This window comes from Mesorhizobium sp. M0166, assembly GCF_040322255.1.
In the GTDB taxonomy this organism is placed as follows: Bacteria; Pseudomonadota; Alphaproteobacteria; order Rhizobiales; family Rhizobiaceae; genus Mesorhizobium.
Window position 1 is genome coordinate 203,784 of sequence record NZ_JAMYTD010000004.1, and the last position, 17,950, is coordinate 221,733.

Annotated in this window: 23 protein-coding genes and 1 tRNA gene; 9 read left to right on the forward strand and 15 right to left on the reverse strand. The window is 64.0% G+C overall.

The genetic code is table 11. The features are described from left to right. Positions 1-20: 20 nt before the first annotated feature. The 8 genes from NKJ46_RS07595 to ureC all read right to left on the reverse strand — a co-directional run bounded on the left by NKJ46_RS07595 (position 21) and on the right by ureC (position 6,471). Positions 21-788: a class II aldolase and adducin N-terminal domain-containing protein gene (locus NKJ46_RS07595; RefSeq protein WP_352663694.1), complete on the reverse strand. Its 768-nt coding sequence runs from the start codon at positions 786-788 to the stop codon at positions 21-23. 81 nt (positions 789-869) lie between these two features. Continuing rightward, complete coding sequence (ureG, locus tag NKJ46_RS07600) at positions 870-1,511, reverse strand: urease accessory protein UreG (protein ID WP_352663696.1); 642 nt, start codon at positions 1,509-1,511, stop codon at positions 870-872. Continuing rightward, positions 1,508-1,948 (reverse strand): DUF3995 domain-containing protein, encoded by a 441-nt coding sequence (locus NKJ46_RS07605; protein WP_352663698.1) that lies wholly within the window; start codon positions 1,946-1,948, stop codon positions 1,508-1,510. Before NKJ46_RS07605 ends, ureG begins: the two co-directional genes overlap by 4 nt. Continuing rightward, entirely contained in the window at positions 1,945-2,634 is a 690-nt protein-coding gene (locus NKJ46_RS07610) for an urease accessory protein UreF (protein ID WP_352663700.1), read from the reverse strand. Before NKJ46_RS07610 ends, NKJ46_RS07605 begins: the two co-directional genes overlap by 4 nt. Continuing rightward, a complete protein-coding gene (locus tag NKJ46_RS07615; RefSeq protein ID WP_352663702.1) occupies positions 2,627-3,211 on the reverse strand; it encodes an urease accessory protein UreE in 585 nt (194 codons plus the stop codon). The genes NKJ46_RS07610 and NKJ46_RS07615 overlap by 8 nt, the downstream gene beginning before the upstream one ends. A 57-nt stretch (positions 3,212-3,268) precedes the next feature. Further along, entirely contained in the window at positions 3,269-3,862 is a 594-nt protein-coding gene (locus NKJ46_RS07620; protein WP_352663704.1) for a hypothetical protein, read from the reverse strand. Between the two features lie 115 nt (positions 3,863-3,977). Further along, the gene (locus NKJ46_RS07625; protein ID WP_352663706.1) at positions 3,978-4,754 is read right to left on the reverse strand and encodes a hypothetical protein; all 777 of its coding nucleotides are present in this window, start codon (positions 4,752-4,754) and stop codon (positions 3,978-3,980) included. Positions 4,755-4,758: 4 nt separating this feature from the next. Continuing rightward, positions 4,759-6,471 carry an urease subunit alpha gene (gene ureC, locus NKJ46_RS07630; RefSeq protein WP_502903371.1) on the reverse strand — a complete coding sequence of 571 codons (1,713 nt, stop codon included), beginning with the start codon at positions 6,469-6,471 and terminating at the stop codon, positions 4,759-4,761. A 179-nt stretch (positions 6,472-6,650) separates the two neighbouring features. Here ureC and NKJ46_RS07635 point away from each other — a divergent pair, with 179 nt between their 5' ends. Further along, positions 6,651-7,034 (forward strand): hypothetical protein, encoded by a 384-nt coding sequence (locus tag NKJ46_RS07635; protein ID WP_352663708.1) that lies wholly within the window; start codon positions 6,651-6,653, stop codon positions 7,032-7,034. Between the two features lie 126 nt (positions 7,035-7,160). Continuing rightward, positions 7,161-7,655, forward strand: a complete 495-nt coding sequence (locus tag NKJ46_RS07640; RefSeq protein ID WP_352663710.1) for a hypothetical protein — start codon at positions 7,161-7,163, stop codon at positions 7,653-7,655. 26 nt (positions 7,656-7,681) lie between these two features. Here the strand turns inward: NKJ46_RS07640 and NKJ46_RS07645 are convergent, their stop codons facing one another. From NKJ46_RS07645 to NKJ46_RS07660, 4 genes are read right to left on the reverse strand one after another with little or no spacing between them, the layout of a single operon-like run. Beyond that, positions 7,682-7,987 (reverse strand): urease subunit beta, encoded by a 306-nt coding sequence (locus NKJ46_RS07645; RefSeq protein WP_352567600.1) that lies wholly within the window; start codon positions 7,985-7,987, stop codon positions 7,682-7,684. A 28-nt stretch (positions 7,988-8,015) separates the two neighbouring features. Beyond that, positions 8,016-8,270, reverse strand: a complete 255-nt coding sequence (locus NKJ46_RS07650) for a DUF1272 domain-containing protein (RefSeq protein WP_352663712.1) — start codon at positions 8,268-8,270, stop codon at positions 8,016-8,018. A gap of 18 nt (positions 8,271-8,288) precedes the next feature. Continuing rightward, on the reverse strand, positions 8,289-8,591 hold the full coding sequence (locus NKJ46_RS07655) for an urease subunit gamma (RefSeq protein WP_023693076.1): 303 nt from the start codon (positions 8,589-8,591) through the stop codon (positions 8,289-8,291). A 28-nt stretch (positions 8,592-8,619) separates the two neighbouring features. After that, positions 8,620-9,462, reverse strand: coding sequence for an urease accessory protein UreD (locus tag NKJ46_RS07660; protein WP_352663714.1), 843 nt, complete (start codon positions 9,460-9,462; stop codon positions 8,620-8,622). Between the two features lie 202 nt (positions 9,463-9,664). Here NKJ46_RS07660 and NKJ46_RS07665 point away from each other — a divergent pair, with 202 nt between their 5' ends. The 4 genes from NKJ46_RS07665 to NKJ46_RS07680 all read left to right on the forward strand — a co-directional run bounded on the left by NKJ46_RS07665 (position 9,665) and on the right by NKJ46_RS07680 (position 12,410). Continuing rightward, positions 9,665-9,919 (forward strand): acyl carrier protein, encoded by a 255-nt coding sequence (locus NKJ46_RS07665; protein WP_023677013.1) that lies wholly within the window; start codon positions 9,665-9,667, stop codon positions 9,917-9,919. 4 nt (positions 9,920-9,923) lie between these two features. Next, complete coding sequence (locus NKJ46_RS07670; RefSeq protein ID WP_352492188.1) at positions 9,924-11,132, forward strand: beta-ketoacyl-[acyl-carrier-protein] synthase family protein; 1,209 nt, start codon at positions 9,924-9,926, stop codon at positions 11,130-11,132. A gap of 134 nt (positions 11,133-11,266) precedes the next feature. Continuing rightward, positions 11,267-11,971: a glutathione S-transferase family protein gene (locus tag NKJ46_RS07675; RefSeq protein ID WP_352663717.1), complete on the forward strand. Its 705-nt coding sequence runs from the start codon at positions 11,267-11,269 to the stop codon at positions 11,969-11,971. A 139-nt stretch (positions 11,972-12,110) separates the two neighbouring features. Next, complete coding sequence (locus NKJ46_RS07680; RefSeq protein WP_352663719.1) at positions 12,111-12,410, forward strand: hypothetical protein; 300 nt, start codon at positions 12,111-12,113, stop codon at positions 12,408-12,410. 35 nt (positions 12,411-12,445) lie between these two features. Here the strand turns inward: NKJ46_RS07680 and NKJ46_RS07685 are convergent, their stop codons facing one another. Together NKJ46_RS07685 and NKJ46_RS07690 are read right to left on the reverse strand one after the other, a co-directional pair. Next, entirely contained in the window at positions 12,446-13,066 is a 621-nt protein-coding gene (locus NKJ46_RS07685; RefSeq protein ID WP_352663721.1) for a nucleoside triphosphate hydrolase, read from the reverse strand. A 335-nt stretch (positions 13,067-13,401) separates the two neighbouring features. After that, positions 13,402-14,508, reverse strand: coding sequence for a hypothetical protein (locus NKJ46_RS07690; protein ID WP_352663723.1), 1,107 nt, complete (start codon positions 14,506-14,508; stop codon positions 13,402-13,404). 220 nt (positions 14,509-14,728) lie between these two features. Here NKJ46_RS07690 and NKJ46_RS07695 point away from each other — a divergent pair, with 220 nt between their 5' ends. Next, positions 14,729-15,619, forward strand: coding sequence for a D-alanyl-D-alanine carboxypeptidase family protein (locus NKJ46_RS07695; RefSeq protein ID WP_352663725.1), 891 nt, complete (start codon positions 14,729-14,731; stop codon positions 15,617-15,619). Between the two features lie 33 nt (positions 15,620-15,652). Here NKJ46_RS07695 and NKJ46_RS07700 read toward each other — a convergent pair whose 3' ends face one another. Beyond that, a complete protein-coding gene (locus tag NKJ46_RS07700) occupies positions 15,653-16,459 on the reverse strand; it encodes an AraC family transcriptional regulator (protein ID WP_352663727.1) in 807 nt (268 codons plus the stop codon). 195 nt (positions 16,460-16,654) lie between these two features. Here NKJ46_RS07700 and NKJ46_RS07705 point away from each other — a divergent pair, with 195 nt between their 5' ends. After that, positions 16,655-17,575 (forward strand): zinc-binding dehydrogenase, encoded by a 921-nt coding sequence (locus NKJ46_RS07705; protein WP_352663729.1) that lies wholly within the window; start codon positions 16,655-16,657, stop codon positions 17,573-17,575. 156 nt (positions 17,576-17,731) lie between these two features. Continuing rightward, positions 17,732-17,808 (forward strand) — tRNA-Arg (locus NKJ46_RS07710). Positions 17,809-17,950 lie beyond the last annotated feature (142 nt).

The window sequence follows — 17,950 nt, forward strand, 5'->3', positions numbered from 1 at the left end:
CAGGCCCGGCTGGACCGCACTCAATTCCGGTAGGCAGGCTCCTGCTCGTCGAGGATCTCCTTCAGTTCGGAGAGGTGGCGCTCGGCCTGGCCGGGATAGTCTTCCTGTTCCCTTGCCGCCTTTTCGGCGATCTCATCCGACAGTACCCGCAGCGGCCGGCCGGTCCACAGCGCCTTGATATAGGTTTCGGCGGCGCGCTCGAAATAGAACATGCGGTTGAAGGTATCGGCGACGCTGTCGCCGATGACCAGCACGCCATGGTTGCCCATCACCATCACCTTGACCTTCGGGTCGACAAGAAGCTGCGAGCAGCGCTCGCCCTCTTCCTCGAAGGCCAGCCCGCCATAGTGAGCGTCGACGACATGGCGGTTGAAGAAGATCGCCGAGTTCTGGTCGATCGGCGGCAGCGTCGAGTCGGCAAGCGAAGCAAGCACGGTGGCGTGGATCGAGTGGACATGCATGACGCAGCGCGCGTGACCGACGTTGCGATGGATGGCGCCGTGCAGGCCCCACGCCGTCGGGTCGGGCGCATTCGGGCCGACCAGCGTGTCAGGATCATTGGCGTCGATCAGCAACAGGTCGCTCGCCTTGATGCGCGAGAAATGCACCTGGTTGGGATTCATCAGGAATTGCGAGCCGTCGTCGTTGACGGCCAGCGAGAAATGATTGGCCACCGCTTCGTGCATGTTGAGCCGCGCTGTCCAGCGGAAGGCGCAAGCCAGATCGACGCGCTCCTCATAGAACGGCAGGTTGGTCAGCACTTCCTTCTGCAGGCGCGTGATGCTCATCGTAAACCTCCGTGAACGAAGCAAGGATGCCGCGCGGCTGGAAGACGCGCAACCGGTTTCGTTTGGTGCAGGCGAGCGCCGTTATGCCGCCGTGCTGGTGGCCGTGCCGACCCTGAGCCCGCCATGTTCGACGATGAAATCGACCACGTCCTGCAGTCCCTTGCCGCGCGACAGGTCGGTGAAACCGAACGGCCGCTTACCGCGCATACGGGCAGCGTCGCGTTCCATGATGTCGAGATTGACGTTCACATAGGGCGCAAGGTCGCTCTTGTTGATGACCAGGAAATCGGACCGGGTGATCGCCGGTCCGCCCTTGCGCGGAATCTCCTCGCCCTGGCAAACCGAGATGACATAGAGCGTCAGGTCGGCAAGATCCGGCGAGAAGGTGGCGGCGAGGTTGTCGCCGCCCGATTCGATGAAGACGATATCGAGGTCCGGAAACTTCCTGGTCATCTCGGCAATCGCCTGCAGATTGATCGAGGCGTCCTCGCGGACGGCGGTGTGCGGACAGCCGCCGGTCTCGACGCCGACGATGCGATCCTCGGGCAGTGCCTGCAGCCGGGCCAGCATCATGGCGTCTTCCTTGGTGTAGATGTCGTTGGTGACGACGGCGATCGAAAACTCGTCACGCAGCGCCTTGCAGAGCTTTTCGGTGAGCGTCGTCTTGCCCGAGCCGACCGGACCGCCAATGCCGATGCGAAGAGGACCGTTGGGCGATGTCATGCGGGGAACTCCGTGAGGGCAAGAACAGCAAAGCCAAGCCCGATCAGCAGGCACAGCGGCGAATAATAACGCAGATCGAGTCTCGCGAAAGGCTGTTCGGGCGTCAGCCGGCGCCACCAGGGCGTGAAGCCGGCAATGCCGCGCGCCAGGAAAACCAGCGCGATAAGCAGTGACGTGGCGGCAAGCCCAGCCTTGGGAAACGGCGTGGCAAAGACGCCCTCGAGCGCCATCGGCCACAGTGTCGCCAGGCCGAGACATGCGGCGACGGCGAAGCTGGCGAAGGGTGCCGGCATCTCGTCGACGCCGCGAAAGCCGATGACGGCGTGGGCGCAGGAGGCGGCGTCCCTGCCCGGCCAGATGCCGCCAATGCCCCAATAGACATGCAGTGCGGTGATCAACAGCAGGACGAGCGAGAGCGCGAAAGCGAGGACGATCATGAGCGGAACAGCCGAGAATACTGGGTCTCGTGCTTCATCGCCACGATATCCGAAACGAAGGCGCAGCCGCCGAGATCGTCGAGCGTCGAGCGGGCGGCGCGGTCGGCCGTCGCCAAGGCCAGCGGTTCGAAGGCGGCGAGCAGCGCCATCGCAGCGCTCTGGCCGAGGACGCCAAGCCGGATCGCAGCCTGGACGAGGTTGGAGAAGAAGGCCTGCAGGAAGGCCGCCAGGGCATCCCGCAGCGAAATGCCGTGATCGCCGGCAACGGCGCCGACGGCAACGCAATAGGCACATTCGGCCGGCAGGCGATCCAGCACCTGGCACGGCCAGGCCGAGGCCGCCTTCAGGAAGGCGGCGCCCTGCAGCATCGTCTCGGTATGACGCTCGCGCGAGCCTGCCAGAGCTTCGGCAAGGGCAACGATTTCATCGAGATCGCCGGTTTCGCGCGCCCGGCGCCAGCTCTCGGCGAACAGCACCGCATCGTTCCAGCCCGAACCCATCTCGACCAGCGTTTCCAGCCACGCGGCGAGCTCTTTGCTGTCGGCAACCAGCCCGGCGTGCACGGCTTGTTCCAGGCCATGGCTGTAGGAAAAGCCGCCGACCGGGAAGGAGGGCGACAGCCACGCCATCAGCCGCAACAAAGCAATGTTGGAAGGCTGGGCCACGTTGGAGGGCTGGTCAGTCATGGTCATGGTCGTGCGAATGGCTGTGGGAATGCGATTCGCTATGGCTATGGGAATGCGATTCGGCGTGGCTGTGCGTATGCGCCTCGGCATGAGCATGGCCGTGCCCGCCATGCCCGGAATAGGCGCCGCGCATCGGCCTGAACGGCTCGGAGACGTCGCTCACCGCGGCGCCCAATCCCTCCAGCATCGCCTTGATGACATGGTCGCGCAGAATGAGGATGCGCCCAGCTTCGATGGCGGCTGCGAGATGGCGGTTGCCGATGTGCCAGGCCAGCTCGGCCAGATGGACAGGGTCGCTGGCCCGGACGTCGTAGAGCGGCTCCTCGGCCGCGATGATCTCGATGTGACGGCCATCCTCCAGCACCAGCCGGTCACCATGGTTCAAGGTCACCGGTTCGGGCAGGTCGACCAGCACCTTGTCGCTACGGGCCGTTTCGATGGCGCGACGGCGCAGATGCCGCTCGTCATGGGCAAGCACCGCACTGTCGTATGGTGTGGTGGTTCCGGCTTCGCCTGCGGCCAAGACGGAGACGGCGCGCGGGAATTTGGTGAAGTCGGTGCGAATATCGAGCTTCATGTAAAAACTGCCTTTCGCAAAAAGCCTAGACTATCAGATCAGCCGCCCCAATGGCGCTCAAACAATCGTGTCGAAGAGCCGCAGGATGAACGATATCTGATAGACGAGCGCGCCGGCGACAAAGGCGATGTGAAAGCGGCGGTCGCGCAGCAGGATCGCAACGACGCAAAGCGCGACGAAAACCGGCGTGCGGATCAGATATTCGACGCCGAAATGGGCGAAATGCTCCGGACCTTTCAGCAGCGTATCGATCACGTCGAGCAGATAGGTCGCCGCCAGCAGGCCGAAGAACCAGGCCCGGCGCGAATAAAAGAAATCCTCATAGCTGGTGTAGTCAAGCATCGAATCCGGGAACAGCAGCGCGCAGAGCAGGAACAGCGTGACGGCGTAGAAGATGATGAACAAGTATTTGCCGAAGGTCCAATTCTCGATCTGGAACAGACCGAACTCCCACCACCAGAAATGCACCAGCATCAAAAGCACCGACGCAACCCAGGCGAGGTGCACGGGATAGAGCCGGTACTGGCCGGGATGCTGGACGATGCGGGCAAGCCCCGACAAAAGGCGGGTGACGCCAAGGCCGATCACCATGCCCAGGACGATGCGGATATGCGGGAAAATGTCGTGGGCGTAGGGGAGTTGCTGGTCCATAAGCCTGGCGCGGCATGTTCTACATCAAACGTTCTAGACCAAGATCCTGAAAAGTGAAAACCGGTTTCTGCGTCGCTGACCTACCGTTCGAATCTTGAGTCCGTTGAGACCTTGGTTATTGGTTCGCCGCAAGCAGATCGGATGAAATGGATGGCGTCTGCGCCAGATACTTCCTTGCTTTACGAAAATAGGCCAACGGCCCGGAATCCAAATACTCGCCTGCCTCTTGTACTCCCTGACCACGCGCCTGGATGAACAGCGCCAGCGCAAACGCGCGTTCCGCTGGCGACAGATAGCCTTGTCGCTCGAAGGACCAGCCTTGCGTGCCGGTGGCAGTGTCGCGGTACTGAGTGAAACTCGCCGCGGTGTTGGAATTGAAGATTCCAAAGCCGAAGAAGGTGGCTGCGAGATCGGTCGCGAACTCCTCCATCTCGGAGCCGCCCGGCGGTTCTTCAGACACCGAGAGCAGCAACGGATGGCAAATCTCATGCGCGAAGGTCGTAATGAGCTTCATGGGCTTCGGAACGATCGCCGGATTGTAGGTGATTGTCATGGCACCGCCCAGGGATACGGAGAAGGTCCCGGCAGGCTCTCGCGGCGCGTTCTGAAGGACCTGAAGCGGTCCGAAAACCGGATCGATTGAATCTTCCTGCGGCACGAAATTGAAGCGGGCGGCATCGATGTCAAAATATGCCGCCACCTGCCTGAAATAGTGCGATTCAGCGGCGTGCCCCCGTTCTTCGGACGGGGTGAAAAACGCTCGCGTCGGCAGGATCAGCGAACGTTTGCGCAGTGCCGCCGCCCCGCCGAAATGCTTGAGCAGCCAACCCCAGCAATCGAGCTGCCACTCCTCGTCGTCGGCGTCCAGCGGGGAGCGCGCCAGAACACTCATCACCTCAAAACAGAAAATATCGTTGCGCCATCGGTAGCACGGTTGCGGGCTCGCAGGTCAAGAGTTCGCCGTCGGCGCGGACCTCGTAGGTTTCGGGGTCGACCTCGACATGCGGCGTGGCGTCGTTGAGCACCATCGAGTGCTTGCCGATGCCGCCGCGGGTGTTCTCGACGGCGACCATCTGCTTGTCGACGCCGAGCCTGCCGCGCAGGCCGGAATCGAGCGCGGCCTTGGAAACGAAGGTCACCGACGAATTGGTCATCGCCTTGCCATAAGCGCCGAACATCGGCCGGTAATGCATCGGCTGCGGCGTCGGGATCGAGGCGTTGGGGTCGCCCATCGGGGCCGCCGCGATCATGCCGCCGATCAGCACCATGTCCGGCTTGACGCCGAAGAAGGCCGGGTTCCACAGCACGAGATCGGCGCGTTTTCCCACCGCCACCGAGCCGATGTCCTTCGACAGGCCATGCGCGATGGCCGGATTGATGGTGTATTTGGCGATGTAGCGGCGAACGCGGAAATTGTCGTTGTCGCCGGTCTCCTGCGGCAGCGAACCGCGCTGGCGCTTCATCTTGTCGGCGGTCTGCCAGGTGCGGATCGCCACTTCGCCGACGCGGCCCATGGCCTGGCTGTCCGACGAGATGATCGAGAAGGCGCCGATGTCGTGCAGAATGTCTTCGGCGGCGATGGTTTCCTTGCGGATGCGGCTTTCGGCAAAGGCGATATCTTCGGGGATCGACGGCGACAGATGGTGGCAGACCATCAGCATGTCGAGGTGTTCGGCCAGCGTGTTGACCGTATAGGGACGGGTCGGATTGGTCGAGGACGGAATGACGTTGGGCAGGCCGCAGACCTTGATGATATCAGGTGCGTGGCCGCCGCCGGCGCCTTCGGTGTGGAAGGCATGGATGGTGCGACCCTTGATGGCCGCCACCGTGTTTTCGACGAAGCCGGACTCGTTCAGCGTGTCGGTGTGGATCATCACCTGCACGTCGTAATCGTCGGCGACCGACAGGCAGCAGTCGATTGCAGCCGGCGTGGTGCCCCAGTCCTCGTGCAGCTTCAGCGAGCAGGCGCCGGCGAGCACCATCTCCTCGAGCGCGGCAGGCAGCGACGCGTTGCCCTTGCCCGACAGGCCGATATTCATCGGGAAGGCGTCGAAAGACTGGATCATGCGCGCCAGATGCCACGGCCCCGGCGTGCAGGTGGTCGCCAGCGTACCGTGCGCCGGGCCGGTGCCGCCGCCGAGCATGGTGGTGATGCCCGACATCAGCGCTTCCTCGATCTGCTGCGGGCAGATGAAGTGGATATGCGCGTCGAAGCCGCCGGCGGTCAGGATCTTGCCCTCGCCGGCGATGATCTCGGTGCCCGGGCCGATGATGATGGTGACGCCGCCTTGAGTATCCGGATTGCCGGCCTTGCCGATCGCGGCGATGCGGCCGTCCCTGAGGCCGATATCGGCCTTGACGATACCGGCGGTGGCATCGACGACCAGCGCATTGGTGATGACGGTGTCGACCGCGCCTTGCGCGCGCGAAACCTGGCTCTGGCCCATGCCGTCGCGGATGACCTTGCCGCCGCCGAATTTCACCTCCTCGCCGTAAAGGGTGAGATCCTTTTCGACCTCGATGAACAGCTCGGTGTCTGCGAGCCGGACCTTGTCGCCAAAGGTCGGGCCGTACATCTGGGCATAGGCGGCGCGGGTGATTCTAGCCATCAGCAATTGCTCCCGAAATACAGCCCGAAAATACGGCTTGTCGAAGCCGGGGCCCACATTGCCGCCATCCTATGGTCACGCAATGACCCGCTGAGCGACACTTTCCGATCCCATTTGGCGGTTGAGGTGGCCAGGTCACCCCAAAACGACCATTTGCCAATCGATGGAAAGGAACATCCATGCGCAAAACGACCCTTCTGGCAGCCGCCGCCACGCTGGTGCTCGCAACCGCCGCCAGCGCCCAGCAGCAGCCTGCGCAGCAGCCCAGTCCGGCGCCGGCCGTGCCTGCTCCTGCCGCACCCGGGGCGCAGCCGCAGGCGCCCACCATCCAGGCGATCAACGTCGTCGATATCAAGGATCTGCCGGCGGACACTCAAGCCAAGGTCAACGAGGTGATCGCCAAGCGCAGCGATGCCGATCTGCAGAAACTGCGCGGCTCGATCGACGCGACACCGCAGGTCAAGTCCGCGCTCGAAGCCAAAGGGCTCACCTCGGCGCAGGTGATCGCCGCCAGCATGAGCACCAATGGCGCGCTGACGCTGATCACCAAGAAAGCGAGCTGACGAGACGAGGCGGCGGGCGGGCGCCCCGCCAGCCCGCCGCATCGCAAAGGGAACCTTCACGGGGGACGTTACGTTTCGGTCCTGTCGCCCTGACACAAGCCTCGAAAAGGACCCCGAGAACGAGCGATGGCGATCACCACCTTGTCCGACACCAGATGGCTGCATGGGATTGCCGCGACCGCATTTCTGGCAGCCAGCATTCCGCACGCCGCGCTGAACGCGCAAAGCCTGGACAGCGCCGAGACCGTCAACCGGATCGTCGGCTCGGAGGTCGGCCAGGAAGAGACCAAGACAAATGCGGAAGCCGGCAAGGTCAGTTCGGCGATCGACCGCACGCGTGAGAACATCGCCGCCGTGCGCAAGACGTCCAAGCTCGACAGGGTCGATATCGTGTTTCTTACCGATGCCGCGCGCACCGAAGGCGGCCCGCCGCCGGCGATCGAGAACAAGGTCAGGCAACATCGGGACGACATTGCCGAGCTGCGCAAGGAGATCGAGGCGAACGCATTGCTGTTCAACGCCATCGACTCGCGGCGTGTGCAGACCGAGGACGTTCTGGCGGTAGAATTCGACGATCCGGGAAAGGTCGTCATTTACGCGGCGGCCAAGCCGCCCGGCTGAGCCGAAACTGCTCGACGCCTTCGATCTCACAGCGCGCCCATGATCTTCTGCTGAAACCCGTAGACCTCGCGCTTGCCGCCGAGCGGCACCAGGGTAACGTCGCGCTCCTGCCCCGGCTCGAAGCGCATGGCGGTGCCGGCAGCGATGTCGAGCCGCATGCCGCGGGCCTTGTCGCGATCGAACCTCAGTCCCTCATTGGTCTCGAAGAAGTGGTAATGGCTGCCGACCTGGATCGGCCGGTCGCCGCTGTTGGCTACCTTCAAGGTGACCGTCGCCAGACCCTTGTTCAGCTCTATCTCGCCGCTTGCCGTGATGATTTCGCCGGGGATCATTGATTCCTTCCGTTTCACGGTCGCCGGATCAGGCGGCCTTGCGGGGGTCGCAGCCTTCGGCCTTCAGCACACGTCTGGTGGAGGCTGGATATTTGTTCAGCAGCGCTGCCGGACGGATCGGGCGGACCGAGAAGTTCCCGCCGCAATTCGGACAGGCGCCGCCGAGCACGTTTTGTGCGCAGTCGGCGCAAAAGGTGCATTCGAAGGTGCAGATCACCGCATCCGTCGCATCAGGTGGCAGATCCTTGTCGCAGCATTCGCAGTTGGGGCGCAGCTCAAGCATTTTCCTCTCCTTGCGGTGTTATCTGATCGGCTCGTGCACGGTCACCAGCTTGGTGCCGTCGGGAAACGTCGCCTCGACCTGCACATCGTGGATCATTTCGGCAATGCCCTCCATCACCTGGGCCCGGGTGACCACATGGGCGCCGGCCTCCATCAGCTCGGCGACCGGGCGGCCGTCGCGGGCACCCTCGACGACGAAATCGGTGATCAGCGCGATCGCTTCCGGGTGGTTGAGCTTGACGCCGCGTTCGAGCCGCTTGCGGGCCACGATCGCCGCCATGGCGATCAGCAGCTTGTCTTTCTCCCTCGGCGTTAGATTCATGCGTTTTCCTGCGGTGGTATAATCAAAATCAAAGTGACCATAATTTGGGCAGGCCCGCCCGTCCGTTGAGCAATTCGACAAGCGGCACCAGCCGCTTGCGGAGCTGGTAGCCGTCCTCGGCGAACAGCCTCGCAAGAAGCTTGCCAGATTTCCGTACACTCCAGAAACTCACGGCGCCCTGGCCGCCGACTATGCCCCGGGCCGGCTCGAGCAAAGCCTCTGCCCGCGGCGACACCATCAGCAGCGTCGCCACGGCGACGGCACCGCCGCCAACCGCCGGACGGTTCAAGGTGGCCGCAATGTCCGGCCCGATACGGAACTCCTCGGCATGGACTAGCTTCCCGTCCTGGCGGACGCGCCAGCGGTCGTGGAATTGGCCTTGCGAAGCCCGTTCACCCATGGCCAGGCGGCCGAAGACGGTAGCCTCCAGGATCAGCGCCTCGGCTCCAGCGGCAAGCTCCACGTCAAGCGTGCGGGCAAAGACCGAGCGGTCGAAGACGATGGTTTCCTGCGGCAGCCAGGCAATGTGGCCGCCTTCGCCGACGGTCAGCTGCACCCGCACTTCGGCACGGTCGGATGCGGCGCGGTAGATTTTCTCGCAGGCCTGCGTTGTTATGGTTGCGGAGGCGCCGGCACCGACATCGACCTCCCAGGCGAGACGGTCGCCACCGGTCAGCCCACCGGCGGTGTTGATCAGGACAGCTTCGAGCGGATCGGCCGAGACTGCCGGCATGCGGATCTTGGCCGAGCCGTCCTGGTACAGGCGCCGAAGACGCGTGCGGCCCCCCTTCCAGTCGCAGCCAAGCCGCGCGACGCCGGCAACACGCTGGGCCGGCGGCACTGAGGTCAAGCTATATGCGATCGTGTCCACGACACCAACGTTAAGCACTGCGGCGGCTTTGTCGATATATAGCTTGTTGCTTGACAGCGTTTCGGTTTCTATAGAGGGAGCCACCTTGGTACGGTCACCGGCGCCCGGCGGGGGTAAAGGGCGACGATGACGACGTAATCGAGGACAAAAGGGGCGCTGATCAGTTGGCGTCGGGAAACGACAGAGTTGGGGAAGAAACCGAATGGCTGACCAGCTGGCAAACGATATCATCGCCAAGATCAAGGCTCACGCCGAGCCGGGCGGCGAGGAAATCACCACCAGTACCGAACTGACTGCCCTTGGCATCCATTCGCTGGAACTGACGGAAATCATCTTCGATCTCGAGGAAGAGTATGGCATCGAAATCGAGATGAACACGGTCGATGCCTGGAGCAATCTGAAGAATGTCGGCGACATGGTCGAGGCGGTTCGCGCGCTGATCGCGAAAAAAGCCTGACTGAATGCACAAGCGCATCGTCATCACGGGCATCGGCGGATTATGTGGCCTCGGCACCAATGCACCGGCAATCTGGAATGAGATGCGCGCCGGCCGTTCGGCGATCGGCGCGATCGACAATCCGCTGTTGCATGATCTGAAGGTCAAGGTCGGCTGCGAAATCAAGGCGCTTCCGGAGCACGGCATCGACCGCAAGCAGGTCGTGTCGATGGACCGCTTCAGCCTTCTGGCGACGATCGCCGCGCGGGAGGCGGCACAGCAGGCGGGATTGAACCCGCACGCGGCCAACACCTACCGGATGGGCACCATCGTCGGCGTCGGCGTCTGCGGCTGGGAGGCAATCGAAGAGAACTATCGCGCCATCCTGCTCGAAGGCAAGAACCGCGCCGGCATCTTCACCGTACCGAAAGTAATGCCGGGCGCAGCCGCCGGCCACGTCAGCATGAATCTTGGTCTGCGCGGGCCGGTGTTCGGCATCACCTCTGCCTGCTCGTCATCCAACCACGCCATTGCCTCGGCGGTCGATCAGATCAGGCTCGGCCGGGCCGACGTCATGGTCGCCGGCGGCACCGATGCGCCGCTGGTCTGGGGCATCCTCAAGGGCTGGGAGGCCCTGCGGGTCCTGTCGCCGGACACCTGCCGGCCGTTTTCGGCCGACCGCCAAGGGCTTGTGCTCGGCGAAGGCGCCGGCATGGTGGTGCTGGAAACATATGAGCATGCCATGGCGCGCGGCGCGGCCATCCTTGCCGAAATCGCCGGCGTCGGCCTTTCCGCCGACGCCTCCGACATCGTCGCGCCAACCATCGAAGGGCCCGAGGCGGCGATGCGCTTCTGCCTCGTCGATGCCGGGCTCAATCCGGAGGACGTCGACTATCTCAACGCGCATGGCACCGGCACCAAGGCCAACGATCAGATCGAGACGGCGGCGATCAAGCGTGTCTTCGGCGGCCATGCCTACAAGCTTTCGGTGTCCTCGACCAAATCGATGCATGCCCACTGTCTCGGCGCGTCCGGCGCGCTGGAAATGATCGCCTGCGTGATGGCAATCCGCGAAGGCATCGTGCCGCCGACCGCCAATTATCGGGAAGCCGACGCCGACTGCGATCTCGACATCACGCCGAACGTGGCGCGCGAGCGCGCGGTGCGCACCGCGATCAGCAACAGCTTCGCCTTCGGCGGCACCAATGCGGTGCTGGCGGTCAAGGCCGTGTAACCGCATACCTTGCGGCCCTTCACCGGGGCCGGTGAAACTTTCCATGCGCATATTGATCGCGCCAGGCGTCGCGCCTAACTCTCTGCGGCCCGCCATGACTGCGCCGTTCGGAGCGCGCCGACCAGGAGTTTTCGATGACCGATCTGTCCGCGTTTCCGATCGCCAGGCGCTGGCCGGCAATCCACCCCGACCGCATCCAGCTCTATTCGTTTCCGACGCCGAACGGGGTGAAGATATCGATCGCGCTGGAGGAACTTGGCCTGCCGTACGAGCCGCATGCCGTCGACATCGGCAAGAACGAGAGCTGGACCCCGGAATTCCTGTCTTTGAACCCCAACGGCAAGATACCGGCGATGATCGATCCGGACGGCCCGGGCGGCAAGCCGATCGGCCTGTTCGAATCCGGCGCCATCCTGCTCTACCTCAGCGACAAGACCGGCAAGCTGGTTCCGGCAGACGCAACGCTGCGTTACGAGACGATCCAGTGGGTGTTCTTTCAGATGGCTTCGATCGGGCCGATGTTCGGCCAGGTCAGGTTCTTCCACAAATTCGCCGGCCGCGAAATCGCCGACAAGCGCCCGCTGGAACGTTATCGCGACGAGTCGCGGAGGCTGATCGGCGTCCTCGAAACGAGGCTCAAGGGCCGCAGCTGGATCATGGGCGACGACTACACCATCGCCGACATTTCGATGCTTGGATGGGTGCGCAACCTGATCGGCTTTTACGAGGCACGGGAACTCGTCGGTTTCGACGACTTCCCCAGCGTGGGCGCATGGCTGGAGCGTGGCCTCGCCCGGCCGGCGGTACAGAGGGGCCTCACCATTCCGGCCAGAGCCTGATCGAAAGCCTGACTGGACCGGCTATTTTGCCTTGGTACGGCGTTTCGAGCTCTTGCCGACTACGGAAGCGGCAAGCGAGGCCGCACCTTTGGCGGTCGCAAGCACGGCACCAGCGGCGACGTTGGCCGTTGCTTTAACAGTGCGCATTGCGCTGCCTGCGATCGATCCTCTGCTGCTTGCCGGCTTTTTAGGGCTGGCGGCTTTGGGAGCTGCGGCCTTGCTCGCAGCAGGCATCACCTTTTTCGGCGCTGCCTTGCCAAAGCTGGGCTTTGCCGCCTCCTTGGAACGCGCCGCCGCTGCCGGGCCGGCGCCGGTTTTCGCTCGAGTGGCTTTTGATCGTGTTGCCCTGCCCTTGGCGGGCGCAGGCTTTCTTGCCATGGTTTCCATCGAACTGTTCCCTCATACGGCACGATTGCCGTGTCCCGGGATAACGGCCTGAAAGTGTTAAGGTTCCGGCCGAACAGTCCTTACAGATCAGGCCTGTTCGCCGACCACCAGGTCGGCGGGTCGCCGACGGGCAAGCACCCGATCGATGTTCGGCATGTCGTTGGAAGCGATCCAGGCGCGCGCGTCCTCGTCGGACCGGCCGTGCTCGTGCCATCGCTCCAGCAGCCGGCGCTCGAGCTCGGCGCGCGGCACATCGACGAAGATCGAGAAGTCGAACAGCGGCGCCAGCCGCGTCCATGGCTCTTCGTCGAGCAGCAGATAATTGCCTTCGACCAGGATGAATTTGGTCTCGGCGGCGATGATCGCGGCGGCGGCGCGCGACAGCTCCATGCTGCGGTCGAAGACCGGGATTGCAATATCCGGCTCGCCGGCCCGGATGCGCTTGAGCAGCGTTTCGAAGCCGGCAAAATCAAAGGTTTCCGGGGCACCTTTTCGCGCGCGAAGGCCGCGCCGCTCGAGCACGACATCATCGTAGTGGAAGCCATCCATCGGCACGACTTCCGCCGTGCCTTCCGGCAGCAGGTCGTGCAAACCTGCCGACAATGTCGATTTGCCGGCGCCGGGCGGACCGGCAATGGCAACGATGAAGCGCGGTGCCTTGGCGGCGCGCTTGAATATGGTGGCGGCGAGATGAGCGATCTCTGACATTGGAGCCTTTCTGGCTGAGTGTTTTCGATCTTGGCGACAATTCGCGGGAATTTCAAACCCGGGATTAGTTTCCTCGCTCAGGGATTTTGACCGTCCGTTGGCAAATCGCAAAGCTTTGAGATTGCCCGAAACGATCGTCCCTGGGGCGGAGCAAGGAGCGAAGCGACGCAGCGCAGACCCCGGGATCCATGCCGTGACATCAGGGGCGCCTCAGCGGCGCAGAATTCTGTTCCGCCGCATTCCTCGACGACGGTCGCGGCATGGATCCCATGGTCTCCGCGACGTCGCTTCGCTCCTGCTCCGCCCTGGGATGACGAAGGTGGGGAGGCGAGCTCTCAAACTGGGACCGACCTGCCGATCCGCAGGAAATCGCTGTCGAAGCCGACGTCGCGCACGGCATCATCGGCCGCCAGGATGCGCATGCGGCCCGGCGAGGTCGTGACGTCGCGCGGCGGCTCGCCGGATGGCCATGGCAGTGCGCCGATGACATGGCGGAACGAAAAGCTGCGCCCTTCGGAAAGGGCAAAGGCGGTCGCCACGCCTTCGCGCTTCAGCCAGTTGTCGCCGAGCGAGGCGGCGTGGCCAACTGCGGTGCGGCCGTCCTCGATGCCGAGCACGCCGCGGTGGCGGCCGCTCCATGGCGCATAATCGCGCCCGCCATTGCTGACCCACAGCATGGTGACCGGCAGTTCGGCTGGGTTCTTCAGCACCAGCACGAGATCGGCTTCCGCCTGGCGCGCCAGCGCGGTCCAGCCCGGCCCGCCATGATCGGCCTCGACCAGCGTGACGAAATCCTCACGCTGCTGATCCATGCGATAGGTGGTCAGGTCGATCGTGCCGCCGTCGGCGGCGGGAAAGCGCGTCAGGTCGTCGGTTCGCGCCGGATAGGCGAGCAGAGAGCGGCCGCGAGCCAGATCGGGTTCCGGCGCTTCGTTCGGCGTTGCGGCAAGGCGCTTCGGCGAGAAGGCCAGCCTGCCGCCGGCCGTCATCACCGTCATCGGATGGTGGGCGACGGGAATGGCGCCGGCACCATCGGAAAAGACGTGCTCCTGATAGAGAAAAGGATGGTCGTCGCGCAAGGTCAGGATCTTGTCGACGGTTGCGCCCATGACCAGGCGCTGGAGGCGGAAGACGGCGCGCCAGCCATCGGCCGTTGCTGCGTTGTCGACCACATCCCAGTGACTATTGGCCGGCCAGCCATGCAAAGGTGCCGCTTCGACGTCGCTGACCGAGAACGGCGCGCACAGGAAATCGCCCGACAGGTGGACCGTCCCTTCAGGCAGGTCTTTCGGCAGCGTCTCGCGCGGCTCGCCGACCCAGGGCGCGCGATGCAGCGGCTTCAGCCGGCGGCCATCGATATCGATCGCCATGTCGGCGAGATGGCCGACGGCAAGATCGACCGATACCGAAATGCCTTTTGCCGTGATCGTGACCGTATCCATGTGCACCTACCGATTCTGCCGGCGCCAGCAAAGCCCACTCGCCGCCGGTTGCGCAAGCGGTGCGGCCGGCAATTCCCATCACACGGCGGCGGCATAGCCGCCACGTCGGCCTGTGGACAGGGCACCAATCCAGGCCCAGACCATATTAACCAAATGGACTGTGCCTTTGCGTTAAGATAGCTTCGCCTCGTCTCAGAAACAGCCTGCCTTCGGAACTGACTTGTCCGCCTTCCGGTTCTTTTCGTTCATCCACAAATGCGTCGCTGTGCTGGCGCTGCTGCTGTTTGTCGCCGGCTGCACGACTGTCACGCCTCCCGACAGCGTGCTGGCGGTGCCGGCGCCGCCGCAGAAATATGCCGCCATGGTCATCGATGCCGGCACCGGCAAGACGCTGTTCGAGGTCAATTCGACGGCGCCGCGTTATCCGGCGTCACTGACCAAGATGATGACGCTCTACCTTCTGTTCGAGGCGCTGGAGCAGGGCCGCATCAGCAAGGAGACACAAATCCCGGTGTCGGACAACGCCGCCCGGCAGCCGCCGACCAAGCTGCGGTTCAGGCGCGGCGAGACCATCGACGTCGATTCGGCGATCCGCGCCATCGTCGTCAAATCGGCCAATGATGTGGCGGTCGCCGTCGCCGAATATCTCGGCGGCAGCGAACAGGCGTTCGCCGGCATGATGACCGCCAAGGCGCGCCAGATCGGCATGAGCAGCACCGTGTTCCGCAATGCTTCGGGCCTGCCGGACGGCGACCAGCACACCAGCGCGCGCGACATGGCGGTGCTCGGCATGGCGCTGCACGCCCGCTTCCCGCAGCATTTCCACTATTTCTCCGAAAGCGACTTCATGTTCCGCGGCAGGCTGGTGCGCGGCCACAACGACATGCTCGGCCGGGTGCGCGGCGTCGACGGCATCAAGACCGGCTACATCAGGGCTTCGGGCTTCAACATCGTTACCTCCTATAATGCGGACGGGCACCGGCTGATCATCGTGGTGATGGGCGCCGACAGCGCGCGCCAGCGCAACGACCACGTCGAGGCGCTGATCCAGCGCAGCCTGTTGCCGACCTCCGAGGCAAAGACGCGGCTGCTGTATGCCGAGGAGCAGTGACGGTTGAAGTCCGGGTGTTGACCGTGTGCGGGTTCAGGCGACAAACGCAGAACCGCCGTTTTGCGCGATACTGCTGAGATATTTTGCCGGCGGCTTGCCAAGCGCTTTCTTGAACATAGTGATGAAGGCGGTGACCGATTCATAGCCGAGATCGGCCGAAACCTGCTGCACGCTGGCGCCGGAGGCCAGCTCGCGCAATGCGACGATCAGGTGCAATTGCTGGCGCCAGCGCCCGAAGGTCAGCCCTGTCTCCTTGACCACGAGACGGGCGAGACTGCTTTCGCTGAGGGCGACGCGACTGGCCCATTCCGCCAGGGTGCTGCGGTCGGCAGCATCTTGCGCCAGTGCCGCGGCGATGCGCCTCAAGCGCGGCTCGGACGAGATCGGCAAATGTAGCTGCTGGACAGGCATGCGCGGCAGGTCGGTGAGCAGAACCCTGGTCAGGAGCTCGCCCCTCCCATCATCGTCCTCACCGCGATCCGCCAGCTCGATGATGAGCTCGCGCAGCAACGGCGAGATCGACAGCGTGCAGCACCGGTCCGGCAGGTCGGCAGCTTCCGGCTCGATATAGACGAAGAAAATCCGGGCATTGGCGGTCGCGATATTGCTGTGCTCCATGTCGCCCGGAATCCACACCGCGCAATGCGGCGGCACCATCCACAGCCCGCTGGGGACGCGACATGTGACGCCACCTCCGAGCGCGAAGACAAGTTGGCCTTTGCGGTGGCGGTGGTCGGGCACCTCCGCCCTGGTCTCGGTGACGTCAACGCGCACGGCGATTGCCGGCGCGAGGACATCATCCGGATCGAAAGGCCAGGGGTAGCGGAGAGGCTGTCTCATATTGACTGATCTTAGCGATGATATGCCAAGATATCTAAATTACTCGAACAGGAAAGTCGCTAGCTTAGGCCTCCAGATGAGTAACTCAGGAGCCGGCAGGGGGCTTCCAGTCCCCTGCTTGCGTTCTGAACGTCGGACCAACAAGCCCGCACGAAAACAGGCTGGCGTCCGCCAGGCAGCAGGAAGGTACGAACCATGCTCGGCTTAATCACATCTCTCGATAGCGCCACCGGGTTGAGGCTCGCCGAACTTGGCGAGCCCGAGCCCGCCCCGCACGAGGCGCTGGTCTCGGTCCGGGCAGTCTCGCTGAACCGCGGCGAACTGCGCCTGCTCAACATCCGCCCGAACGGCTGGGTACCTGGCCAAGACGTCGCCGGGGTCGTCGAGCGTGCTGCGGCCGACGGCTCCGGGCCAGCCGTCGGCGCCCGGGTTGCGGCTTTGGTCGACGAGGCCGGGTGGGCCGAAAATGTCGCCGTTCCAACCGACCACCTCGCCGTCCTGCCGGACGACGTCAGTTTCGGCGCCGCCGCCACCGTTCCGGTCGCGGGCACGACCGCGCTGCGAACCCTGCGCCTCGGCGGCGACCTGGCCGGCCAGCGGGTCCTGATTACCGGCGCAAGCGGTGCGGTCGGCCGTTTCCAGATCCAGATCGCCCGCCAGCAGGGCGCGTCGGTGGTCGCGGTCGCCGCCGCCCGGCATGCCGAAGATCTCCGCAGCCTCGGAGCCGAGCAGGTCGTCGAAACGATCGAGCTCGCCGACGGACTGTTCTCGCTGATTGCCGAATCGGTCGGCGGCGATAGCCTCGCCCATGCGATCGAACGGGTCGCGCCCGGCGGGACCGTCGTCATGTTCGGCTCGAGCAGCGGCGAACTCACGCCGATCGGCTTCCGCCAGTTCGTTCCGGGCCACGAAGGCGCGCGGCTGCAGACCTTCGCCTACTACGCTTCCGGTCCGGAGGTAGGCGCCGACATCGCCTCGCTGCTCGCGCTGATCGCAGCCGGCCGGCTCGAAACGCGCGTGGTCCTGACCGTGCCATGGCGGGACGTCGGCCAGGCCCTCGACGCGCTGCGGCAACGCAGCATCAGCGGCAAGGCAGTGCTTACCATGACCGGATGAGCAGGCGCGGCCGCCGGGACGGTGTCTATACCAAGCCTGCTACGGCAACTTAAGCCCGCCCGCGATTGCCCGTTGAAGCCGGCGCCTGCTTCCGCTAAGAAGCCGTGGCTGGCCGGTTCACCGGCTGGTTCGTTTTTGGGATCACCGATCCTGAAAGCACCCGTAGCTCAGCTGGATAGAGCGCTGCCCTCCGAAGGCAGAGGTCACAGGTTCGAATCCTGTCGGGTGCGCCAACTCTCAAAATGTACGGCCCGGACACATAGGTTGCGGTTTATACCGGAGACATGGTGGACTGCACCCCCTTGGGTGAGACACCAATTAGGGACAGTTCCCCAGATTTTGGATTGCGCACGGCCTCATAACGCAACGGTTAAG